The following is an 18,593-nucleotide window of genomic DNA, read 5'->3' on the forward strand; positions in this document are numbered from 1 at the left end:
AAAACAAGCTACACGCTCTATTTAAACCAAGAATTAGCCACCTCTAAGCGTCTAAAGGCAAAGAATGTTGAAGCTTTCACCCAACAGACGCTCCTCCCGTTAGAACGTATTATTTTCAGTTTTCAAAGAACAACTTGTACAGAGTCCATAAAGTGAAACTTCAAACAGTGGGGACTTTTTTCCCCACTGTTTGTTAGTCCCGTTCTACTGTCGCTAAGGTTCAATGAATCACAGACTAAGTACGCCGCGTCCTTTAGTCTTTCGTCTGTGTGACCCACATCCTGTGGCGCAAACTTTACCTCTGCGTAACTCTAAGTAAGTTTCACTGTATCTTACCAAGCGGGCTTTTACGGCTTTCATATCCTTTATTGCTTTTAAATAATATGCACACTCCTATCCTGGGTTGCTTTCCGTTACAGGTACTCGCTTTCCGCGGGCGGTCTTAGGAGTCTCGCACCTTCCACTACAATCAACATCTTCGCGAATTTGTTACTTGCTCAAAACAACAATCTTTACGAAAAGAGCCTTCGTCAAAAAGCGAGGCGACTGGTGTGGGAACGTCTCCTAAGATTGCTCACTTCCTGTGATAGTCCACCAAGCATAAGATGGAATACGGCGAGAGTATTACAGCTTAAGAACCTACTATTCCTCTAAGGCTTGGGGTGGAGGTTTACTGCCCGTTAATGCGGAATAAAAAGTGTTTCGCTATGCAATCTACTCTTTGGGTTATGCCATTACATTTCTTAAGGTAAAATCTTATTTCTTCCTACCAATTAAACGGTTGATCTAAGCTCCACTTAGACAACCGTTTTAATTTTAATCCATTCATAAACATTTAGATTGCTATTGTTTGGTTCAAGGCTTCGTCATTCTTAATAATCCAGGCAGGTCAAACACCATTCCAATCACCCATCATATTCTGTACGAAAATCACTGGGGAGGATTCTTTATGGGCGTAGAGTGGACAGCGCTGCATTGGATTTATGTTGTATTCATCGTATTGATTATAGGCTTTATGGTAAGAAGGCGGGATACGACACTTATCTGTATACTTGGGATATTTTCACTTGCTCTCATTGCAACAGGCAGTCTTGCTGCTTCAGTTAGTGGGATATTTAATAGCTTCATCTTTGCAATTACCGAGTTAATGTCAACTATTCTCGTCATTTCTATCATTGTAGCTATGAGTCAAGTTTTAACGAGAACAGGAATAAATAATGTGATGATTTCACCGTTTACACGTTTAATAAAGACACCTGCACTAGCTTATTGGACGATTGGAATCATAATGATGGGGATTTCATGGTTTTTCTGGCCATCTCCAGCCGTTGCATTACTTGGGGCTGTTTTATTACCAGTAGCTTTACGAGCGGGTTTGCCTAGTCTCGGCGTTGCCATGGCAATGAACTTGTTCGGTCACGTTTGCTCTATCAAGTGATTTTATCATTCAGGCGGCACCTAAATTAACAGCTGATGCTGCTTCTCTTCCAGTTGGAGAAGTAATTAGTGCAAGTATTCCTCTCGTTATCACAATGGGGCTTGTCACTACTATTACGGCATTCTTTTTTCTTCGCAGAGACATGAAGCGTGGTTCATTGCCTGAAAGCACCTACATTCATGTAGAATATGAAAATACTCAATCAGAAGATTTATTATCTAGTAAACAGAAAAAATTTTTCGCAATATTGATACCAATCTCCTTTGCACTTGATGTTTTCGCCATGAGCGTATTGAAGCTGCAAGGCGGTGATGCTACAGCTTTAATAGGTGGAACAGCTGTATTCATCTTGATAATTCTTACACTTTTTGCACATAAACAGCAAGGTTTTGAAAAAATTACCGCTTATCTAATTCAAGGATTTCAATTCGGCTTTAAAGTGTTTGGGCCAGTCATACCTATTGCAGCTTTCTTTTATTTAGGAGATTCTGGCTTTCAGCAAATTTTAGGAAATCATCTACCAAAAACGTCATAAGGGATTGTAAATGATCTTGGGATTGGGTTGGCAGCACTAGTGCCCTTATCAAAAGAAGTTGCAGCCGTTACATTAACAATTACTGGTGCTATAACGGGATTAGACGGTTCAGGTTTTTCAGGCATTTCCTTAGCAGGTTCGGTAGCCAAATTATTTGCTACAGCAATTGGAGGTGGCGCAGCTACTTTAACGGCACTTGGTCAAATTTCGGCCATTTGGGTCGGTGGCGGTACGCTCATTCCTTGGGCTTTAATTCCAGCAGCAGCTATATGTAACGTAGACCCATTTGAACTAGCACGAAGAAATCTATTGCCAGTGACGATTGGTTTAGTAGTTACGACCGTAGTTGCAATGTTTTTAATGTAAGAACCATTCTTCTTATCACTTTCCTTTAGCAGCCGAAGATACCTAAAATCATCCGATTACATCTTCTAAAACGAAACAGAAGAAGGATGTCTAAAAGGGTCAAACTCTTTTAGGCATCCTTCACTCTTATCTAGCTTCATTATCATTCACCTATCACACCGCATGCGATGCGATCTCCTGCATTACCGGCTGGTTGGGATTTGTTGTCGTCTGCTTTTGCGTGAATCACAAGTGCCGAGCCATCTGAATCGAACAATGAATTTTCTTGATGAGTTTTTAATGTAACATGTTTAGCTATAATTTCTTCTTTAATCGTGCCATCTTTTCCTACTTCAATATTAGGAAGGTCACCAGCATGTGGTCCTCCTTCATGATCTATACCATGACTCGCATTTGTAGGATTAAAATGTCCTCCTGCTGTTTCAAAAGTAGGTGCAACACATGACGCTGTTTCATGAATATGAAAGCCATGTATTCCTGGTGGCAAATCCGATGCCTCTATGCTGATGCGTACCCCTGCATCGGTTTCTTCCAGATTTACTGACCCAATTTTCACATTTTCCTTATTTTGTAATTCAACAGTTACCAATTCACCCTCACCTTTACTCTTTTCTTGAGGGTTATTTTGCTCTACACCTGCATTAGCCGGATTCCCTTCTTGATTCAACCCTTCATCTGAGATTGACCTCTCGTCACTTTTTTCAGCATTGCTACCACTATTGCTTTTACCATTATTATCACTATTGTCATTGCCGCTTCCGCAAGCCCCTAATACAAACATCATGCCTATAAAAATCGTTAAAAAAAGGAAACGTTTCATAATTATCTATCCTTTCTCAATTTATGTTACTACTACATACACTCTTTACAAAATCGAACAACTTTAAACATTTCTAAGTCTTATTTAGACATGCTAGAAAACAAAAACTACCTTTTCCTGTTACATTTTTGGAAATAGGTAGTTTATCTAAAGATTAGTCGAAAAGTAAGAAATAATGATTTTTCCCATACACGGAGTTTAACTATCTCGCTACACATCAAAATTTATTAAAAATCGTATTGTTCCCATCTAAATTTATGCTAAATCGTTAGATCATAAACACGAATTACTTTATAATGTCCACTTTATTAAAATAAATGATGCCATTCATAATGTAATGTATTAAGAATTGTCGCTGCAAAAAAACCGAAAATAAACAAAGTCGAACGCTTACCAATCCACAAAATCAATATGATTGCCAATCCAACAGCTGCTCCTATATACGCTAACCAAGGAAACTGAGCTGTAGATAGAGATAAATAATAGCCTAAATTAGCAGCTAATAATACCCCTAGAAGTAATGAATTTAATAACCTCAATTCCGAAAATGCGTGATTTTCCAAAGATAATCCCTCCTTGTTTTAAGTATTCGACATTTAATGAATACTATTCAAGAGAAAGTGAACCTTCAATCAGTGGGTGACTTACTGCCGTTAAACGGGATAAAAAACAAGAAAGGGTCAGACCCCACATCTACTCTAAAGTTATTGGACGTCTAATGTCACAATAACCGTAATAGCGTGTAAGGTTAGACCCTTTTGGAATACTCTCGACCTTTATTCGTAAACCATGTATAAAACAGAGCGCATACGATCACAATAGCTCCCCCAAGCGAATATCCTGCCAATACATCAGTCGGGTAATGTGCCTTTAAGACAATTCTACTTAAACCGATTAGCAGAACGAGTAAACAAAGAACGATTCTAAACGAGTTTTTCCAAATTGTTGACTTAATATGTTTCCCAATAAAATAAACAGCCAAACCATAACAAGTAATGCTCACCATTGCATGTCCACTCGGGAAGCTGTACCCTACCGCATCAATCGCTGCATTAATACTTGGCCTGTCACGTTCGATAATTCCTTTCACAAACCGATTCAGCTGATCAGACCCGGCAACTCCAATCGAAACGACAGCCATCGCGAGATAATCTTTTTTCTTGATCCACAGCCAAACGACTACAATCAACGCGCAAACTCCAAGTAAAATGGTTGAACCCATTTCTGTAAGCTTATAAAAAAAACCATACATCCATGTACCAGATATACTTGAAATGAAAGGTAAAAAGGCTTGATCCAACTTCAATGGCTGGCCGCTTTGAACAGCTGTTGAAACGATAAAGTAAATAGCTAAACACATAAAAAAAACAATTAGAAGAATCGGTACGTTCTTCTCATCAACTTTTCTCATTTTCCCCTCCGATTATTTGACTAAGAATTTGGCAAAACAGCTAGACCTTCTTTCCAAACATTGTATGCTATACTATTTCCTATATACCAATTATTCACTCAATTCCGGAGGTAAAATATGATTACTACGTTACATACCCAATTAGAAGAGTCTTATGAAGAAATGGTCGTCATTCGACGCTATTTACACCAACACCCTGAGCTCTCTTTTCAAGAAACGAAAACGGCTGCTTATATTACTAATTTTTATCAACAACTTGGCATTGAAGTAAAATCTGGTGTCGGTGGCAATGGGGTTGTGGCAAGAATTACGGGTGCTAAACCAGGTAAAACCGTCGCACTACGTGCTGATTTTGATGCATTACCAATACAAGATGAAAAGGATGTTCCTTACAAGTCAACTGTTCCTGGTGTCATGCACGCATGTGGGCATGATGGGCATACAGCTACCTTGTTGATTCTAGCAAAAGTTCTTCATTCAATGAAAGATGAACTAATGGGTGAATATGTATTTATTCATCAGCATGCCGAGGAATACGCTCCAGGCGGCGCTAAACCAATGATTGAGGATGGCTGTTTAGATGGAGTTGATGTTATTTTCGGCACCCATCTTTGGGCAACCCTACCAACAGGAACAATACAACATCGAGTCGGACCTTTTATGGCAGCTGCTGACCGATTCGAAATAACTCTTTTTGGCCAAGGTGGACATGGTGCACAGCCACATAAAACGAAAGATGCCATTGTAATTGGCGCTCAACTCGTATCAAACCTACAGCAAATTGTCAGCAGACGTGTCAGTCCTCTCGATTCTGCCGTCGTAACTATTGCATCCTTTATGGCTGAAAACGCCTTTAATGTGATAGCCGACAAAGCAACCATTGGCGGCACTGTACGGACATTTAATGAAGACGTACGTGCCTTTATAGCAGAAGAAATTGAACGCATTGTTAAAGGAACATGTCTTTCTGGAAATTGCACATATGAATATACATATGATTATGGCTACCCTGCTGTTGTCAATCATGAAAAAGAAACACATTTACTTATAGAAGCAGCTGCTACTGTATCAGAAGTGGAAACGATTGAAGAAACGTTACCTGATATGACTGGAGAAGACTTTTCATATTATTTACAAAATGTGAAAGGAACATTCTTTTTCACTGGTGCTAAGCCATATTCTGATTTCGCCTACGGCCATCATCATCCTAAATTTGACATCGATGAGAAAGCGATGCTAATTGCCGCTAAAACATTGGGCACAGCAGCACTATCTTATCACCAAAGCAGTGAAAACAAATAAGCAACTCTACTACAACCAATACGTACATGATGAGTTTTATGAACCGCTCTAAAATCTCATATCAGGTTAACTTTTGAAACTTAAACTTAGGAGGAGTTTAGATGATTCAAGAGATGGAAAGTAATGTGATTCAACTGAACGAAATTATATGGAACAGAGATCATAAGAATATCTTGAATTGTATTTCCTGGAATGTAAACAAAGGAGAACACTGGGCCATATTAGGGTTAAATGGATCTGGGAAAACTTCTCTCTTAAAGATCATAACGGGTTATCAATGGCCAAATAAAGGTCAAGTTACCGTATTGGGAAATACATTCGGTAAAACAAACATCCCTAAGCTTCGTAAAAAGATTGGGTGGGTAAGCACTTCATTAGATGAAAAATTTCACTCCCGTCCAAGTGATACCGCTATTGAGGTCATATTAAGTGGGAAAAACGCTTCGGTTGGTTTATATGAAGAAGTAACGGAAAATGATATTGATAAAGCAAGAGAACTTTTACAGCAGTTCAGAATAAGCTATTTAACTGACCAGGCTTACTCGTCCCTTTCTCAAGGAGAAAAAAGAAAAGTGATGATTGCTCGAGCGCTCATGTCTTCTCCAAGCTTACTTATCCTAGATGAACCATGTAATGGTTTAGATCTCTATTCAAAAGAAGAGCTCCTTTCCACGATTGAGAGATTGACCCAATCAAAGGAAGGACCCACTCTATTATATGTAACCCATCATATCGAAGAACTCATTCCGTCTATAACACACGCTTTACTATTAAATAAAGGGAATGTTATTGCAAACGGACAAAAAAAAGCAGTGTTAACTGAGGAGTTATTAGAAAAGACTTTTAGTCTGCCGATTTCATTAAAATGGGAAGATGAGCGTCCTTGGATTCGAATTAAATCAAAGAATAGAGTTTAAGAAAATAGAGTAAAAAAGACGATATTTCATAACAAAGGGTCAGACCAAGCAAGCTCTCATACAGTTTACATAGTATAAGTAATACTATAAACTGCCATGCATGCGAGGTCAGACCCTTCTTTTTACTATGCTTTTTCAGAAAGAATTCGTAGGCGATACCCATTCATCGCTGTTTCCCCTAGTTGCTCTAGTAATTGATGATTGGCATAGGCACCTACTGCCGCACCAATCCCTGGGACGAGCTGAAACATTTTGACGAAATCAATTTGATCTCTGTACTCTTGCTGAAACTCTTGCCAGTCTAATTCCTTGGTATGATTAGTCCGATCCCAATTCTCAATAATCAAAAGCGTTTCTCGTCGCTTTTCTTCACTAGAAAAAGCTAGTTGAAAAATATGAAGGATGAATAAACGTTCTTCGTATTTCTTTGCGTCGAAGCCGTACAAACCAGCTATTTCAAAGAGAAGCTTCATTTTGATCGTCAATAATAACGGGAAATCAGCAAGGCCTAGCAAAAGACCACCTGCACCTGTTCCAGCACCTTCAATTACTGCTGTTTTCTTATAGGTTCCAATTGTATCCTTCACCCATTGATCTTTTTGCTGCAAACTCAAAGTAGAAACATCTCTTTCCTTTGAAACGAATTTGGACCCTTTTAAGACAGCTTCAACAAGATTTCGGACGCTTTCGGTAATGACGCCATGTACTTTTTTGGGAATGAATGTGTTCATTTTATTTTGTGCTGTTTTGGAAATCCGCTCAAAGGTACCCGATTTCCGTAAAATTTTCTTTTTCCATGCCATAAGCTCGCGGTTGATGATTTGTTCATACGTATCGATTATAATCATCTCCAGTCTTTGAATGAAGGACATGGGTCAGGGATTAGGACTTGCTAATCTAGCCAATCTATTATGCAGATCTACTTGAAAGTACTACAAAAGACGGCTATGCACCGCCACCACTGTGATGAGGTGAGGGTCCCGCACCATGATTTTCCTTCATGGTGGCTAAAAACACCATTGGAGTTTTGTATCTTAGAAACTCCTTATTTTTTTTGCAGAATAACCTCTAAATATTAGAAGAAATACTATTGACGCTAAGAATGATGCACTAGCACCTTGCCAATTTCCTGCAATAAGTAATACAAAGGCAAACACGATTGCTTCAAAAAGTAAAAAGCTAGATACAAGTTGTATAACTGCTGTTTCTCGTAATTTTGCAGGCAATGGATATAAAGATACCCAAATTTTTAACTCATGCTGTTTCCAAACTGGAAGAATTTGAATTCCTGTCATATAAAGAAACAAGATCGTTACGAGGATACTTGCAATTATTGAAGGAAAGGTAAGCAATACAAATGATCCTATGACAGTCAACCTTACTAGTAAGCCTACATAGTCATTCGCACGGAGCATCGTCCGAGCATACAAAAATGTATAAGTTGAACTTTGACGATAAGGAATAAAGGTAAATAACCAATCCAGCCATTTTCGTCTGGCCACTTTTCCTCTTAGCTTAGGTACATCAGTGAATAGATTCGCTATACGGTAAAACGACATCATCCGCTTGCCCTCTAGTTCGATTAATCGCTCCCACTTAACGCCCTTCTTTATCGTTGCATTTCTATAATAGATGAATAAACCGCCCAAAAGCAGGCATAGTATTACACCTAATTGACTCGCTTTTGCAAAAACTAAATAGAGTAAAACTATATTCACTAATAATCGAATAAAGAAATCAACTTTGATTACCGACGTCTCCGTATATTTCAGCGTGTACCAATGAATATGTATATTCAAATATTTTACAGCAAGTAACAAGATGATAAGAAAAAGACTATAAGCGGAATCAAGTTCTGTTACCTTTGTATACATTGGTAGGAAGACAATATACACAATGATCAAAATAAACCCCTGCATCATCGCACTTAACAAAATGGACTGTTTAAAATACATTCTAAGTTTTGTTTCCAGTGGCAATAAGAACACCACATCCGCTTCTTTTAAAAATGTCATAATCGGGCTTCTTGTTAAGAAAAAACCAAGAACGATTGCCATGATCCAAGCTGCTGGAAAATCAGCAGTCAACGTTTTTACCCATTCGCTGTAATAAAAACCGAGCCCACCTAAACCAATCACCATTACAAACATTAAATGTCCGTTAAAAATATATCGTAAATACTTTTGCATTTCTTGGCTGTAACCGAGGAATCTCTCCTTCCATAACCCTTGGCTATTCATTTTTAGACTCTTCCTTTGTTAATTGGATATATAGATCATCAAGCGTCGCCCCCGGCATGTCAAACTGACTGCGGAGCTGTTCTAAATCACCTTTTGCACGAATTTCTCCATTGTGAAGTATAACGAAGGAATCACAATATCTTTCTGCTGTCGCAAGGATATGGGTTGACATTAAGATCCCTGCACCGCTTTCTTTCATACTTTGCATAAGATCAAGCAATGACTGGATTCCAAGTGGGTCAAGCCCAACAAATGGTTCATCCACAATATACAAGGATGGTTGAACAAGAAACGCACACATGATCATGACCTTCTGCCTCATCCCTTTTGAAAAATGGGCTGGAAACCAAGATAAACGTTTTTCCATATGGAATTCCTTTAATAATTTCTCCATCCTATCTTTAAACACAGCTTCAGGAAGGCCGTATGCCATAGCAGTTAAACGTAAATGTTCCTCAAGTGTAAGCTCATCATAAAGAATTGGCGTTTCGGGAATATAAGTATACTGTTTACGATATTCATCGGGATTTTCCGCGAATGTCTTTCCATTTATTGTGATAGATCCGCTTTTCTCTTCCATCAAGCCAATAATATGTTTAATTGTTGTACTCTTTCCTGCTCCATTCAACCCAATAAGACCAACAAGCTGATTCGGCTGAATGTCAAAGCTGATCCCTTTTAAAACAGGAATTCTTGTATAACCTCCGACTAGGTTGTTTATTTCTAATAAGGACATATCAACGATCCCTTCTATAATGTACGTTAGTTCCATTTTAGCAAATTCCGTTTTGATTATCGAGTTAAAGAAAGCTTAAGTTTTTTACTGTTGAATGTTAAAAATTTAATGTATATAAGATTTAGATTTCGGTTATCATAAGTTTTGAAGAAGGGGTTCTTCATTAGACGAATGATTTTATCATCTTGTAAAATGAGGTGTCAGTTAAAGACAACTAACTGAATGAAACCAGAAACTTCAATCAACCAAACGTTTTTATGCAAGGAGATGGTTGCTTTGCAAACATTAGATGAAGTAAACATTCATGCTCGATTCAATTTGCTTTATTGTTACAAAACTTTAAGGTAATAAAAGATCGTTGCATGGAATGAAAAAACTTTGTTAAACGCTAAAACTTACTTTTTGTAAATGAGGTGTTTGTCGAAGACAAGTCTATGTAATTAAACGTATTTGAAGTTTGGCCCCTTTTTCAAGAATCACAGGGTGCAGCTATTAGCTGCATCCTGTTTCTTTTTAACAGCGAATTATTTATTTGCTTTAAAAATTATTGTGTATACAAAATGTAAATCGTGGCTATCATAAGTAGTGAAGAAGGGGTTCTTCATTAAACTTATGATGTTAATCATTTTTACAATGAGGTGTTTGTTAAAGACAACTAACTGGAATAAACCAGAAACTTCAATAAACTAACGTTTGATGCAAGGGGATGGTTGCTTTGCGAACATTAGATGAAATAAACATTCATGCACAATCCAATATGCTTTACTGTTTTAATACTTTAGAGATATAGGGGATGGTAGCTTTGAATGCAAAAACTTTTTTAAACGCTAAAATTTACTTTTTGTAAATGAGGTGTTTGTTAAAGAAAAGTCTATGTAATTAAACGTATTGAAGTATGGCCCCTTTTTCAAGAATGCAGGGTGCAGCAATCAGCTGCATCCTGTTTCTTTTTTCTTTCCGACTTTCATATAGCTATGATAGGATAAGATTACCACTATACATTAACTAGGGAAGGATGTTAAAGATGAGCGATTGTATTTTTTGTAAAATTATTAATGGAGATATCCCAAGTACAAAAGTATTTGAAAATGAACATGTACTTGCTTTTCTTGACATTAGTCAAGTAACGAAAGGTCATACACTAATCATCCCAAAAATACATAAAGAAAATGTATATGAATTAACACCTGACATTGCAAAAAATATTTTTGAAGTGGTGCCAGAAATTGCTCGTGCACTAAAAAAGGCGTTCAATCCAATTGGCTTGAATACTATTAACAATAACGGTGAAGCTGCTGGACAGTCTGTTTTTCATTACCATCTTCATTTAATTCCACGCTATGGTGAAGGTGATGGATTCGGAGCAGTTTGGAAAACTCATACGAGCGAATACACACCTGAAGATTTAAAGGAATTGGCACAATCCATTTCAGAGAACATGAAAAATTAACCATAAAAAAATTCACCTGAGCCTACCTCAACGGTGAATTTTTTTTATGATTTAAAGGAAATTTCAATTAAATCAAAATTATTTCATTAAACATTCTTTTTTTCTTTCAACTCCTAAACATTTTCTGATAGGATAGAAACAATCAAATCCTTTCACATATTACAAGGAGGAACAAATATGAAAAGAGCACGTAATTTTAATGCAGGTCCTGCTGCTTTACCAGAAGATGTTTTAAAAAGAGCACAATCTGAATGGTTAAATATCGACAACACAGGGATGTCGGTCATGGAATTGAGTCATCGGAGTGTTACATTTGAAACAATCCATAATCACGCCATTCAAACGCTTAAAGAACTAATGGATATTCCAGAAAATTACGATGTGCTCTTCCTTCAAGGCGGTGCTAGCCTTCAGTTCTCGATGATTCCAATGAACTTACTAAAAGCCGATAGCCAAGCGGATTATGTTCTAACTGGAAGTTGGTCGGAGAAAGCTCTACAAGAAGCGAAGAAAATCGGGGCAACTAGGGTTGTAGCGTCTACAAAAGAGGTCAATTATACATCCATCCCGAAACTTTCTGACATCGTCTACAATCAAGATGCAGCTTATTTACATATCACTTCGAACAATACCATTTACGGAACTCAATGGAATGAATTTCCGGATGCAAAAAACGTACCTTTAGTTGCGGATATGTCCAGTGACATTTTGAGTAAAAAAATCGATGTCAGTAAATTCGGTTTAATCTATGCCGGTGCTCAGAAAAACCTAGGTCCATCTGGTATTACCGTTGTCATCATTCGTAAAGACCTTATTTCTAATTCTTTGGAAGAAATTCCAACTATGTTGAATTACCATACACATCAAGCTAGCAATTCTCTATATAATACGCCACCAACTTTAGCTATTTATCTCCTCTCTCTTGTTCTTGATTGGGCAAAGGATTTAGGCGGTATTGCCAAAATTGAAGAAAATAACGCGAAGAAAGCAGAATTGCTTTATCATGCCATTGATTCAAGCGATGGTTTTTATAAAGGCCATGCCGAGCGTGAGAGCCGTTCTCATATGAATGTTACCTTCACCCTCCCTAGCAAAGAATCTGAGCAGGAATTTTTATTAAAGGCGAAAGAAGCTGGATTTATCGGCTTGAATGGGCACAGATCTGTCGGAGGCTGCCGTGCATCCATTTATAATGCTGTTCCACTTGAACATTGCCAAGAGCTTGCTGATTTCATGACAAGCTTTAAAGAAACCTACCAAAATAAAGAAAAAACCTTGTTTAATGCATAAGTAAAAAATTTTTCAATGCTTTGTGTGAAATCACTTCTAAAAAAAGGATAGTCATGATATACTATTTTAAACTTCTCGCTATAGGCAATAGTGCACTATTGGAGAGGTATACTTTAGACGAGACGAGAATGGGAGAGATGAGAAATGAATACGAAAGTACTAGTGTCATTGTCCTTATTAATGGGGTTAGGTGCAGTTCTGCATTTAGTTGTTCCTGGAATTGCTTTTGGAGTTAAACCCGATATGATGCTGACTATGATGTTCTTAGCCATAATCTTATTTCCAGAAAAGAAAAATGTTTTTCTTGTAGCGGTAACCGCAGGTGTCATTTCCGGAATTACATCAACCTTCCCTGGAGGATTTTTACCGAATATCATCGATAAATTTATCACTGCCTTTTTATTTTATTTTATGTTTATCGCTATTCAAAAGTTTACTAAATCAATTATTAGCACCGGTATTTTAACGGCAGTTGGAACGATTATTTCTGGAACAGTATTCCTTACTTCCGCATATTTCCTTGCAGGTTTGCCAAAATCCTTTCTGATTCTATTCACAGGGGCCGTTCTACCAGCAATCGTTTTAAATGTAATTGCCATGGCAATCATTTATCCAATTGTAAACGGACTTGTTAAAAGATCAAACATTCCTGCTAATATATAACAAAGACTATTCCAAAACACCGGATGTTTTTCCGGTGTTTTTTTAAAACCATCAGATTAAATGACAAGTTGGATTAATAGGCCAATAAGAAGGAAAGCAATACTTGCAGCACCTAAAATTAGCATTCTTTGTTTTATTATTTTTTTTGAGGGAAACATGCCTGGTCTTTGTAAAATGGCCAAATAGAAGAATGACGCCATTAATAACGCGAGTGATAATATAAAAAAAAACAAGACGCTACTCCTCCTTTTTCAATAGCTTTTTGTATGAAGGACATGGGGACGGGTCTGCGCGACTTACTAATCTAGACAGTCTACTTAGCAGATATACTTATTTTTTTGCAGTAAGCACCTCAAATTCCGGCTCCGCACGCGACCATTGTGATGAGGTGGGTGTAGCGTGCTACAGTGATTCGCCCTTAATGGTAAAAGGTGGTTGTCTTAGCGCGCCATATCTGTTTTGTATGTATATGTCAAACCTCACTTTATTATGATTTTTCAATTTGTAAACTATTTTTATATATTGAAAACAAAATAAAGATGTTTAAAAAAATACTTTTGTGATATAAAGAATATATAAACTAACTCTTTTACTAATAAGCAGTTTATGGTATTTTAATAAAAAGATTTTCAACTTTTATTTTATTTTCCTAGCAGGTTTTTTTAACTATAAGGCGAAATTAGTATAAAAGAAAATGAGGTGGTCATTTGAGGACAAAATCAATTGTTTTTGGCATAATAACAGGCACTATTGTAGGTGCTGCAGCTGCTCTCCTTACCGCACCAAGTTCTGGAACAGAGCTTCGCAGTAGAGTGAAAGCAAATACAACTGAAATTTCTAACTCAATTAAAGAGCTGAAAATCCAGTTGATGAATGTAAAAGTAGATGCCATACACGCTTCAAAAATAAGCACAGAGACAATTAAAGCTTTTATAGAAGATGTGAGGATTTTAATTGAAGGCTGGAAACAGGATATTGAACCAAATTCAGAAGAAATAGCGAAAAGTATGAAAGAAATCGAAGCAACGATTCAAGAACTCGAAATGATTGCTACTCCTAAAAATGAATCATGAAAAACTAAAAAAAAATGCCGGCTTGCGTAATATCTTTTTGCAACAAAACAAAGTGTACATATTTATAAGTAAAAAAAACAATTTTTTGAACACGTAATCATGCCGGCACTTCTACCTTTTAGTAGCTACATAAGCTGATATAAAAAATTTACATGAAAAATTCTAAAAATTTCGCAAATTTAGCTTTATTAATCTTTACTTTATTGTCATAATAAAACTAGAGAATTCTGATAAGTAGGTGAGTGTATTCATGCAGGAAAAAAATTATACTATGAAAGATGCTATGATCTTCAGCCAGAGAATTGCTCAATTAAGTAAAGCACTTTGGAAGGCAGCCGAAAAAGATTGGCAACAATGGATTAAACCGTTTGATTTAAACATTAACGAACATCACATCTTATGGATTGCTTACCATTTAAATGGTGCTTCCATTTCAGATGTAGCAAAATTCGGCGTTATGCATGTTTCAACCGCATTTAATTTTTCCAAAAAATTAGAAGAACGCGGCTTATTAACTTTTTCAAAGAAAGAAAATGACAAACGTAATACGTATATTCAAATTACATTAGAGGGAGAAAGGATTTTATTAGATTTAATGGAACAGTATGATCCTGCTAGCAATTCGGTACTTTCAGGAACTCTTCCAATGCGAGAGCTATACGGGAAATTCCCTGATATGATGGAGATGATGGCCATTATCCGAAATATTTATGGCGAAGATTTTATGGGGATATTTGAACGGTCATTTGATAATATCGATAAAGAATTTACCGTAGAAGAAGGGAAAATTGCAAAGAAAAAGTCAGAGAAAGAAACTGAGGCTGTTTAATTCTTTGCAATTTTCTCCATCTCTTTCATAAAAGAATCATATAATCCTTGCTTTAAACAAGCTTCGATCAATTCATTTACTGTTACTTTTTCTGTTAATTCCATTGTCAGACAGTTAAAAAGCGGTTGAAAATGTATATACCCTTCCGCTTTTTCTATTTCATACCGTTTGCTCAAATTATCACATACTTTTAAAATTTCATGAGCTTCTCTTTCGGAGAGATTTTTTTCAAAAAAGAGTACATCTAATTGTGCATTCGGGTTCCGAATAATGTTTAATAAGAGTGTTTGATGAAATTTCAGTCTATTAATTTCTCTCTCTAAGTCTCGCATTTAAAGCCTCCACCATTCTTCTACATTTACCGCTTTTCTCCATTATACATGATTTCTTTGACTTCTCCACGATTGCAAGCGCAAACAGATTATTTCATATAATATTCTATTGATTTTTTTGCTTAATCATCGTAAAGTATGGGAAGGATTTTATTAAAAAGCATATTAGCTTTACCCTATTATCCTTATTATCCCGCTTGTGGAGGCGAATTTTTTGAATAGCTGGAAGTCAATCAACTTGGATAGGCAATTCGGGAATCAATTTATCTTCTTTCTATCCATGATGACCATGTTTTTTTCTTTTATTGTCATTTATTTAAGCATGAGTGTGTTTTTTCCTAATGTCTCCATGCATGATGATTATGGCTGGATTTTACTTTTTTCAGCGCTTTTCTTATACCCGATTCATAAACTGATGCACTGCTGTCCTTGTATTCTGGAATATCCAAAAATTAAACCGGTATTTTATATTAAATGGAGGGTTCTTCCTCTCATTTCTTTCAAAATAGGTGATCCCATTCCAAAACGCCTATACAGATTAACTTTACTTTTTCCTTTTCTTGTATTAACGAGTGTTCTTATTGGTGGCGCATACGAATTCCCACATTACGCTCATTATTTTGCCATCCTGCTTTCCATTCACACAGGACTATGCGTTTCTGATTTTATTGCGATTAAATGCATGAAGGGTTCACCTGAACAAAGCTATGTAGAAGAAACTGAACAAGGATATGACATTCTTATTTTTAAAGATTAATAGGATATATACGAATGATGAAGACAACTAAATAAAAAGTTTTAAGTATCTTTTTTTGAAATTATTTGGTATCGTAATAATACAGACTTGTTTTAGAGGGAGGGATTCAGGAGTGATATTAATCGTGTTTATCATCTTCTCGGCCATAATTCTATATAATATTAACAGAATGACAAACTCATTATGTATCCAAAAAGAAATACCTGAAGACCGCCAAACGAAAGTATTTCGGACTATTAATATCTTAATTACGATTTTACTATTGTCCTCGTATGTTGAAATATCCTTTACATAAAAAATAACATGTAAGGCGGTCAGATTAACCGTTTCTGACCCTTCACAAAGTAAAATGGTAGCCCTATGGGCAGATGTAAGGTCAGACAACAAACGATGCGAAAAAGAAATGCTTTCGCTTATCACGCGAAAAAGGTGAACCTGTTAAAAGGTTCACCTTTTTTAGTATCCCATTTTATAGCCACGAAGCTCCGATGATAATCAAAAGGATAAAAAGTACAACAATTAAAGCGAAACCTCCGCCGACTCCTCCAGACATTGTGTATCCTCCTTTCAATGATGCATACGAACAATCCCGTTTATAGAAATCTGGTTGCAATTTTACAACCAACCCTTTAACGGCTACGATATTCTATTCAGCTTATCTTTAAGAAGCGTGGGCTTTTTCCGTTTTTTAATTAGATGTGGTTTTTAGTTACAAAAAGCAGCACCAACAATGATTAATAAAATAAACAATACTACTAACAAAGCAAATCCTCCGCCAAATCCAATGCCCATTTATAATACCTCCTTTATATTCGTAGACAGTCTTTGTTAAGGAACGGACTGCCTAATGTACACGAAACCAATATGTGTGAACGATCATTACATCTTATGTAAACGGATAAAAGTTGGATGGGCGGTTGCCTACTTTCTTTAAATTAAGATGCAAAATTCGCACTTTAATTTTTGAAAATCTTCCAAATATGGTATAGTAAGATTTGTGGATTCACAAATCAGCCACGAATCTAGATAAACAGGAGTTGTTCTAAATGAAAAAATGGGCTTTATCCATAACGGTAATTGCGGGTCTACTAGGATTATCTGCTTGTAGCAACGGCGGCGATTCTGAAGTGGTGGCAACTTCCAAAGCGGGAGACATAACGAAAGAAGAGCTTTACGATGCAATGAAAGATCGATACGGCGATGCAGTTTTGCAAGAGCTAGTATATGAAAAAATTCTTTCAGATAAATATAAAGTAACTGATAAAGAACTAGACAAAAAAGTGGACGAGGTTAAAAAGCAATTTGGTGATAGCTTTGAAATGGCACTCACTTCAAATGGCTTTGCCGATGAAGCTGCTTTTAAGCGTACAATGAAGAGCGGAATGCTCCAAGAAAAAGCAGCGACTGCTAGTGTTAAAGTAACTGAAGCTGATATTAAAGCTGCCTATGAAAAGAAACAGCCTGAAATTCACGCACGACACATCCTCGTTGAAGATGAAGCAACTGCTAAAGAAGTAAAAGATAAGCTTAACAAGGGAGAAGACTTTGCTAAGTTAGCGAAAGAATATTCAACAGATACTGGAAGTGCTGAAAAAGGCGGGGACCTTGGATGGTTTGGACAAGGAGCAATGGTTCCTGAATTTGAAGAAGCTGCTTATGCTTTGAAGAAAGATGAAATCAGCGAACCAGTTAAAAGCCAATATGGATTCCATATCATTCAACTTCTAGATAAAAAAGAGAAAAAATCTTATGAAGATTCAAAGGCTGAGATCGAAAAAGAATTAAAGCTTGCTAAACTTGATGCTGCTACAGTTCAAAAAGCCCTTTCTAAAGAAGTAAAAGATGCAGATGTAAAAGTGAAAGATAAAGAGTTACAAGACACATTTAAAAATGAAGAACAAGAACCAGCTACACCAGCTAAAAAGTAAAAAACATAATTAGTGCTTGGAGCTAGATGAAGAAAAGCCATATACATCTCAACTCTAAAAACCCTAAAAAAAAGAGGCTGTCCATATTAAAAGAATCTGACTAATATCTACTCAATATCGTTTAAATGACTTAGTAAACGATTTATAGAGTATGTTGTCAGACGCTTTTAGGACATCCTCTTTTTTAATGTTCCATTCCTGGCTGTTGCTCTTTTTTCCTGCCTTCTTGTTCCTTCTTCATTCGCTCAATATACTTTTGCCCTTCCTGCTCAATCCACTCATTTTCTTTTTTCCGATCCTGTCTTGCTGTATATACACTCATCCAAGCACTAACTAAGATTCCTGCAAAAATAATCCAAACCCAGATTGGCATGTGCTTGCTCCTTTCAGGGACCTTGTCCCACTCGTATTACTAAAAGAATATGCTAGAAGCAAAAATATATGACTACTTTTTCAGGTTCTAGGTCAAATATTGGGGTAATGGTTACAAAAAAAGCACCAATGCA

Annotated in this window: 21 protein-coding genes and 1 pseudogene; 11 read left to right on the forward strand and 11 right to left on the reverse strand. The window is 36.6% G+C overall.

Translation table 11 applies throughout. The features are described 5' to 3' along the window. Window positions 1-949 precede the first annotated feature (949 nt). Window positions 950-2,339: pseudogene (locus HNP81_RS02545) on the forward strand (hypothetical protein). Window positions 2,340-2,481: 142 nt separating this feature from the next. Here HNP81_RS02545 and HNP81_RS02550 read toward each other — a convergent pair. From HNP81_RS02550 to HNP81_RS02560, 3 genes are all read right to left on the reverse strand, one after another. Continuing rightward, complete coding sequence (locus HNP81_RS02550) at window positions 2,482-3,159, reverse strand: superoxide dismutase family protein (RefSeq protein ID WP_182501445.1); 678 nt, start codon at window positions 3,157-3,159, stop codon at window positions 2,482-2,484. Between the two features lie 308 nt (window positions 3,160-3,467). Next, window positions 3,468-3,722 (reverse strand): hypothetical protein, encoded by a 255-nt coding sequence (locus HNP81_RS02555; protein ID WP_182501446.1) that lies wholly within the window; start codon window positions 3,720-3,722, stop codon window positions 3,468-3,470. A 185-nt stretch (window positions 3,723-3,907) separates the two neighbouring features. Then, entirely contained in the window at window positions 3,908-4,570 is a 663-nt protein-coding gene (locus HNP81_RS02560) for a phosphatase PAP2 family protein (protein ID WP_182501447.1), read from the reverse strand. Between the two features lie 117 nt (window positions 4,571-4,687). Here HNP81_RS02560 and HNP81_RS02565 point away from each other — a divergent pair, with 117 nt between their 5' ends. Continuing rightward, window positions 4,688-5,872, forward strand: coding sequence for a M20 family metallopeptidase (locus HNP81_RS02565; protein ID WP_028393206.1), 1,185 nt, complete (start codon window positions 4,688-4,690; stop codon window positions 5,870-5,872). A 101-nt stretch (window positions 5,873-5,973) separates the two neighbouring features. Beyond that, complete coding sequence (locus HNP81_RS02570) at window positions 5,974-6,789, forward strand: ABC transporter ATP-binding protein (RefSeq protein WP_034302124.1); 816 nt, start codon at window positions 5,974-5,976, stop codon at window positions 6,787-6,789. Between the two features lie 125 nt (window positions 6,790-6,914). Here HNP81_RS02570 and HNP81_RS02575 read toward each other — a convergent pair whose 3' ends face one another. From HNP81_RS02575 to HNP81_RS02585, 3 genes are all read right to left on the reverse strand, one after another. Then, a complete protein-coding gene (locus tag HNP81_RS02575) occupies window positions 6,915-7,628 on the reverse strand; it encodes an EcsC family protein (RefSeq protein ID WP_028393208.1) in 714 nt (237 codons plus the stop codon). Window positions 7,629-7,823: 195 nt separating this feature from the next. Then, on the reverse strand, window positions 7,824-9,029 hold the full coding sequence (locus HNP81_RS02580) for an ABC transporter permease (RefSeq protein WP_028393209.1): 1,206 nt from the start codon (window positions 9,027-9,029) through the stop codon (window positions 7,824-7,826). After that, window positions 9,022-9,765: an ABC transporter ATP-binding protein gene (locus tag HNP81_RS02585; RefSeq protein ID WP_028393210.1), complete on the reverse strand. Its 744-nt coding sequence runs from the start codon at window positions 9,763-9,765 to the stop codon at window positions 9,022-9,024. The genes HNP81_RS02580 and HNP81_RS02585 overlap by 8 nt, the downstream gene beginning before the upstream one ends. A gap of 1,024 nt (window positions 9,766-10,789) precedes the next feature. Here HNP81_RS02585 and HNP81_RS02590 point away from each other — a divergent pair. The 3 genes from HNP81_RS02590 (at window position 10,790) to HNP81_RS02600 (ending at window position 13,168) form a co-directional block, all read left to right on the forward strand. After that, entirely contained in the window at window positions 10,790-11,215 is a 426-nt protein-coding gene (locus HNP81_RS02590; protein WP_028393211.1) for an HIT family protein, read from the forward strand. Between the two features lie 177 nt (window positions 11,216-11,392). After that, complete coding sequence (serC, locus tag HNP81_RS02595; protein WP_182501448.1) at window positions 11,393-12,505, forward strand: 3-phosphoserine/phosphohydroxythreonine transaminase; 1,113 nt, start codon at window positions 11,393-11,395, stop codon at window positions 12,503-12,505. A 144-nt stretch (window positions 12,506-12,649) separates the two neighbouring features. Next, entirely contained in the window at window positions 12,650-13,168 is a 519-nt protein-coding gene (locus tag HNP81_RS02600) for a tryptophan transporter (protein WP_028393213.1), read from the forward strand. A 56-nt stretch (window positions 13,169-13,224) separates the two neighbouring features. On the opposite strand, the gene yhzF is transcribed toward HNP81_RS02600, so the two are convergent. Further along, complete coding sequence (gene yhzF, locus HNP81_RS02605) at window positions 13,225-13,401, reverse strand: membrane protein YhzF (RefSeq protein ID WP_154664021.1); 177 nt, start codon at window positions 13,399-13,401, stop codon at window positions 13,225-13,227. 474 nt (window positions 13,402-13,875) lie between these two features. Between yhzF and HNP81_RS02610 the strand changes: the two genes are divergently transcribed. Together HNP81_RS02610 and HNP81_RS02615 are read left to right on the forward strand one after the other, a co-directional pair. Continuing rightward, window positions 13,876-14,241, forward strand: a complete 366-nt coding sequence (locus HNP81_RS02610; protein ID WP_182501449.1) for a YtxH domain-containing protein — start codon at window positions 13,876-13,878, stop codon at window positions 14,239-14,241. Between the two features lie 250 nt (window positions 14,242-14,491). Further along, a complete protein-coding gene (locus tag HNP81_RS02615; RefSeq protein WP_028393215.1) occupies window positions 14,492-15,070 on the forward strand; it encodes an HTH-type transcriptional regulator Hpr in 579 nt (192 codons plus the stop codon). Here HNP81_RS02615 and HNP81_RS02620 read toward each other — a convergent pair. Next, window positions 15,067-15,402 (reverse strand): DUF1878 family protein, encoded by a 336-nt coding sequence (locus tag HNP81_RS02620; RefSeq protein ID WP_182501450.1) that lies wholly within the window; start codon window positions 15,400-15,402, stop codon window positions 15,067-15,069. The genes HNP81_RS02615 and HNP81_RS02620 overlap by 4 nt on opposite strands. A gap of 214 nt (window positions 15,403-15,616) precedes the next feature. Between HNP81_RS02620 and HNP81_RS02625 the strand changes: the two genes are divergently transcribed. Further along, window positions 15,617-16,159 carry a DUF3267 domain-containing protein gene (locus HNP81_RS02625; RefSeq protein WP_182501451.1) on the forward strand — a complete coding sequence of 181 codons (543 nt, stop codon included), beginning with the start codon at window positions 15,617-15,619 and terminating at the stop codon, window positions 16,157-16,159. Between the two features lie 115 nt (window positions 16,160-16,274). After that, entirely contained in the window at window positions 16,275-16,454 is a 180-nt protein-coding gene (locus HNP81_RS02630) for a hypothetical protein (RefSeq protein ID WP_084552460.1), read from the forward strand. A gap of 174 nt (window positions 16,455-16,628) precedes the next feature. Here HNP81_RS02630 and HNP81_RS02635 read toward each other — a convergent pair whose 3' ends face one another. After that, window positions 16,629-16,712, reverse strand: a complete 84-nt coding sequence (locus tag HNP81_RS02635) for a YjcZ family sporulation protein (protein WP_082190951.1) — start codon at window positions 16,710-16,712, stop codon at window positions 16,629-16,631. A gap of 152 nt (window positions 16,713-16,864) precedes the next feature. Then, window positions 16,865-16,951: a YjcZ family sporulation protein gene (locus HNP81_RS02640; protein WP_182501550.1), complete on the reverse strand. Its 87-nt coding sequence runs from the start codon at window positions 16,949-16,951 to the stop codon at window positions 16,865-16,867. 254 nt (window positions 16,952-17,205) lie between these two features. Here HNP81_RS02640 and HNP81_RS02645 point away from each other — a divergent pair, with 254 nt between their 5' ends. Further along, window positions 17,206-18,087 carry a peptidylprolyl isomerase gene (locus HNP81_RS02645; protein WP_182501452.1) on the forward strand — a complete coding sequence of 294 codons (882 nt, stop codon included), beginning with the start codon at window positions 17,206-17,208 and terminating at the stop codon, window positions 18,085-18,087. 184 nt (window positions 18,088-18,271) lie between these two features. On the opposite strand, the gene HNP81_RS02650 is transcribed toward HNP81_RS02645, so the two are convergent. After that, window positions 18,272-18,460 carry a sporulation YhaL family protein gene (locus tag HNP81_RS02650; protein ID WP_028393219.1) on the reverse strand — a complete coding sequence of 63 codons (189 nt, stop codon included), beginning with the start codon at window positions 18,458-18,460 and terminating at the stop codon, window positions 18,272-18,274. Window positions 18,461-18,593: the final 133 nt, after the last annotated feature.

The organism is Peribacillus huizhouensis (genome assembly GCF_014138605.1).
GTDB classification, from domain to species: Bacteria; Bacillota; Bacilli; order Bacillales; family DSM-1321; genus Peribacillus; species Peribacillus huizhouensis.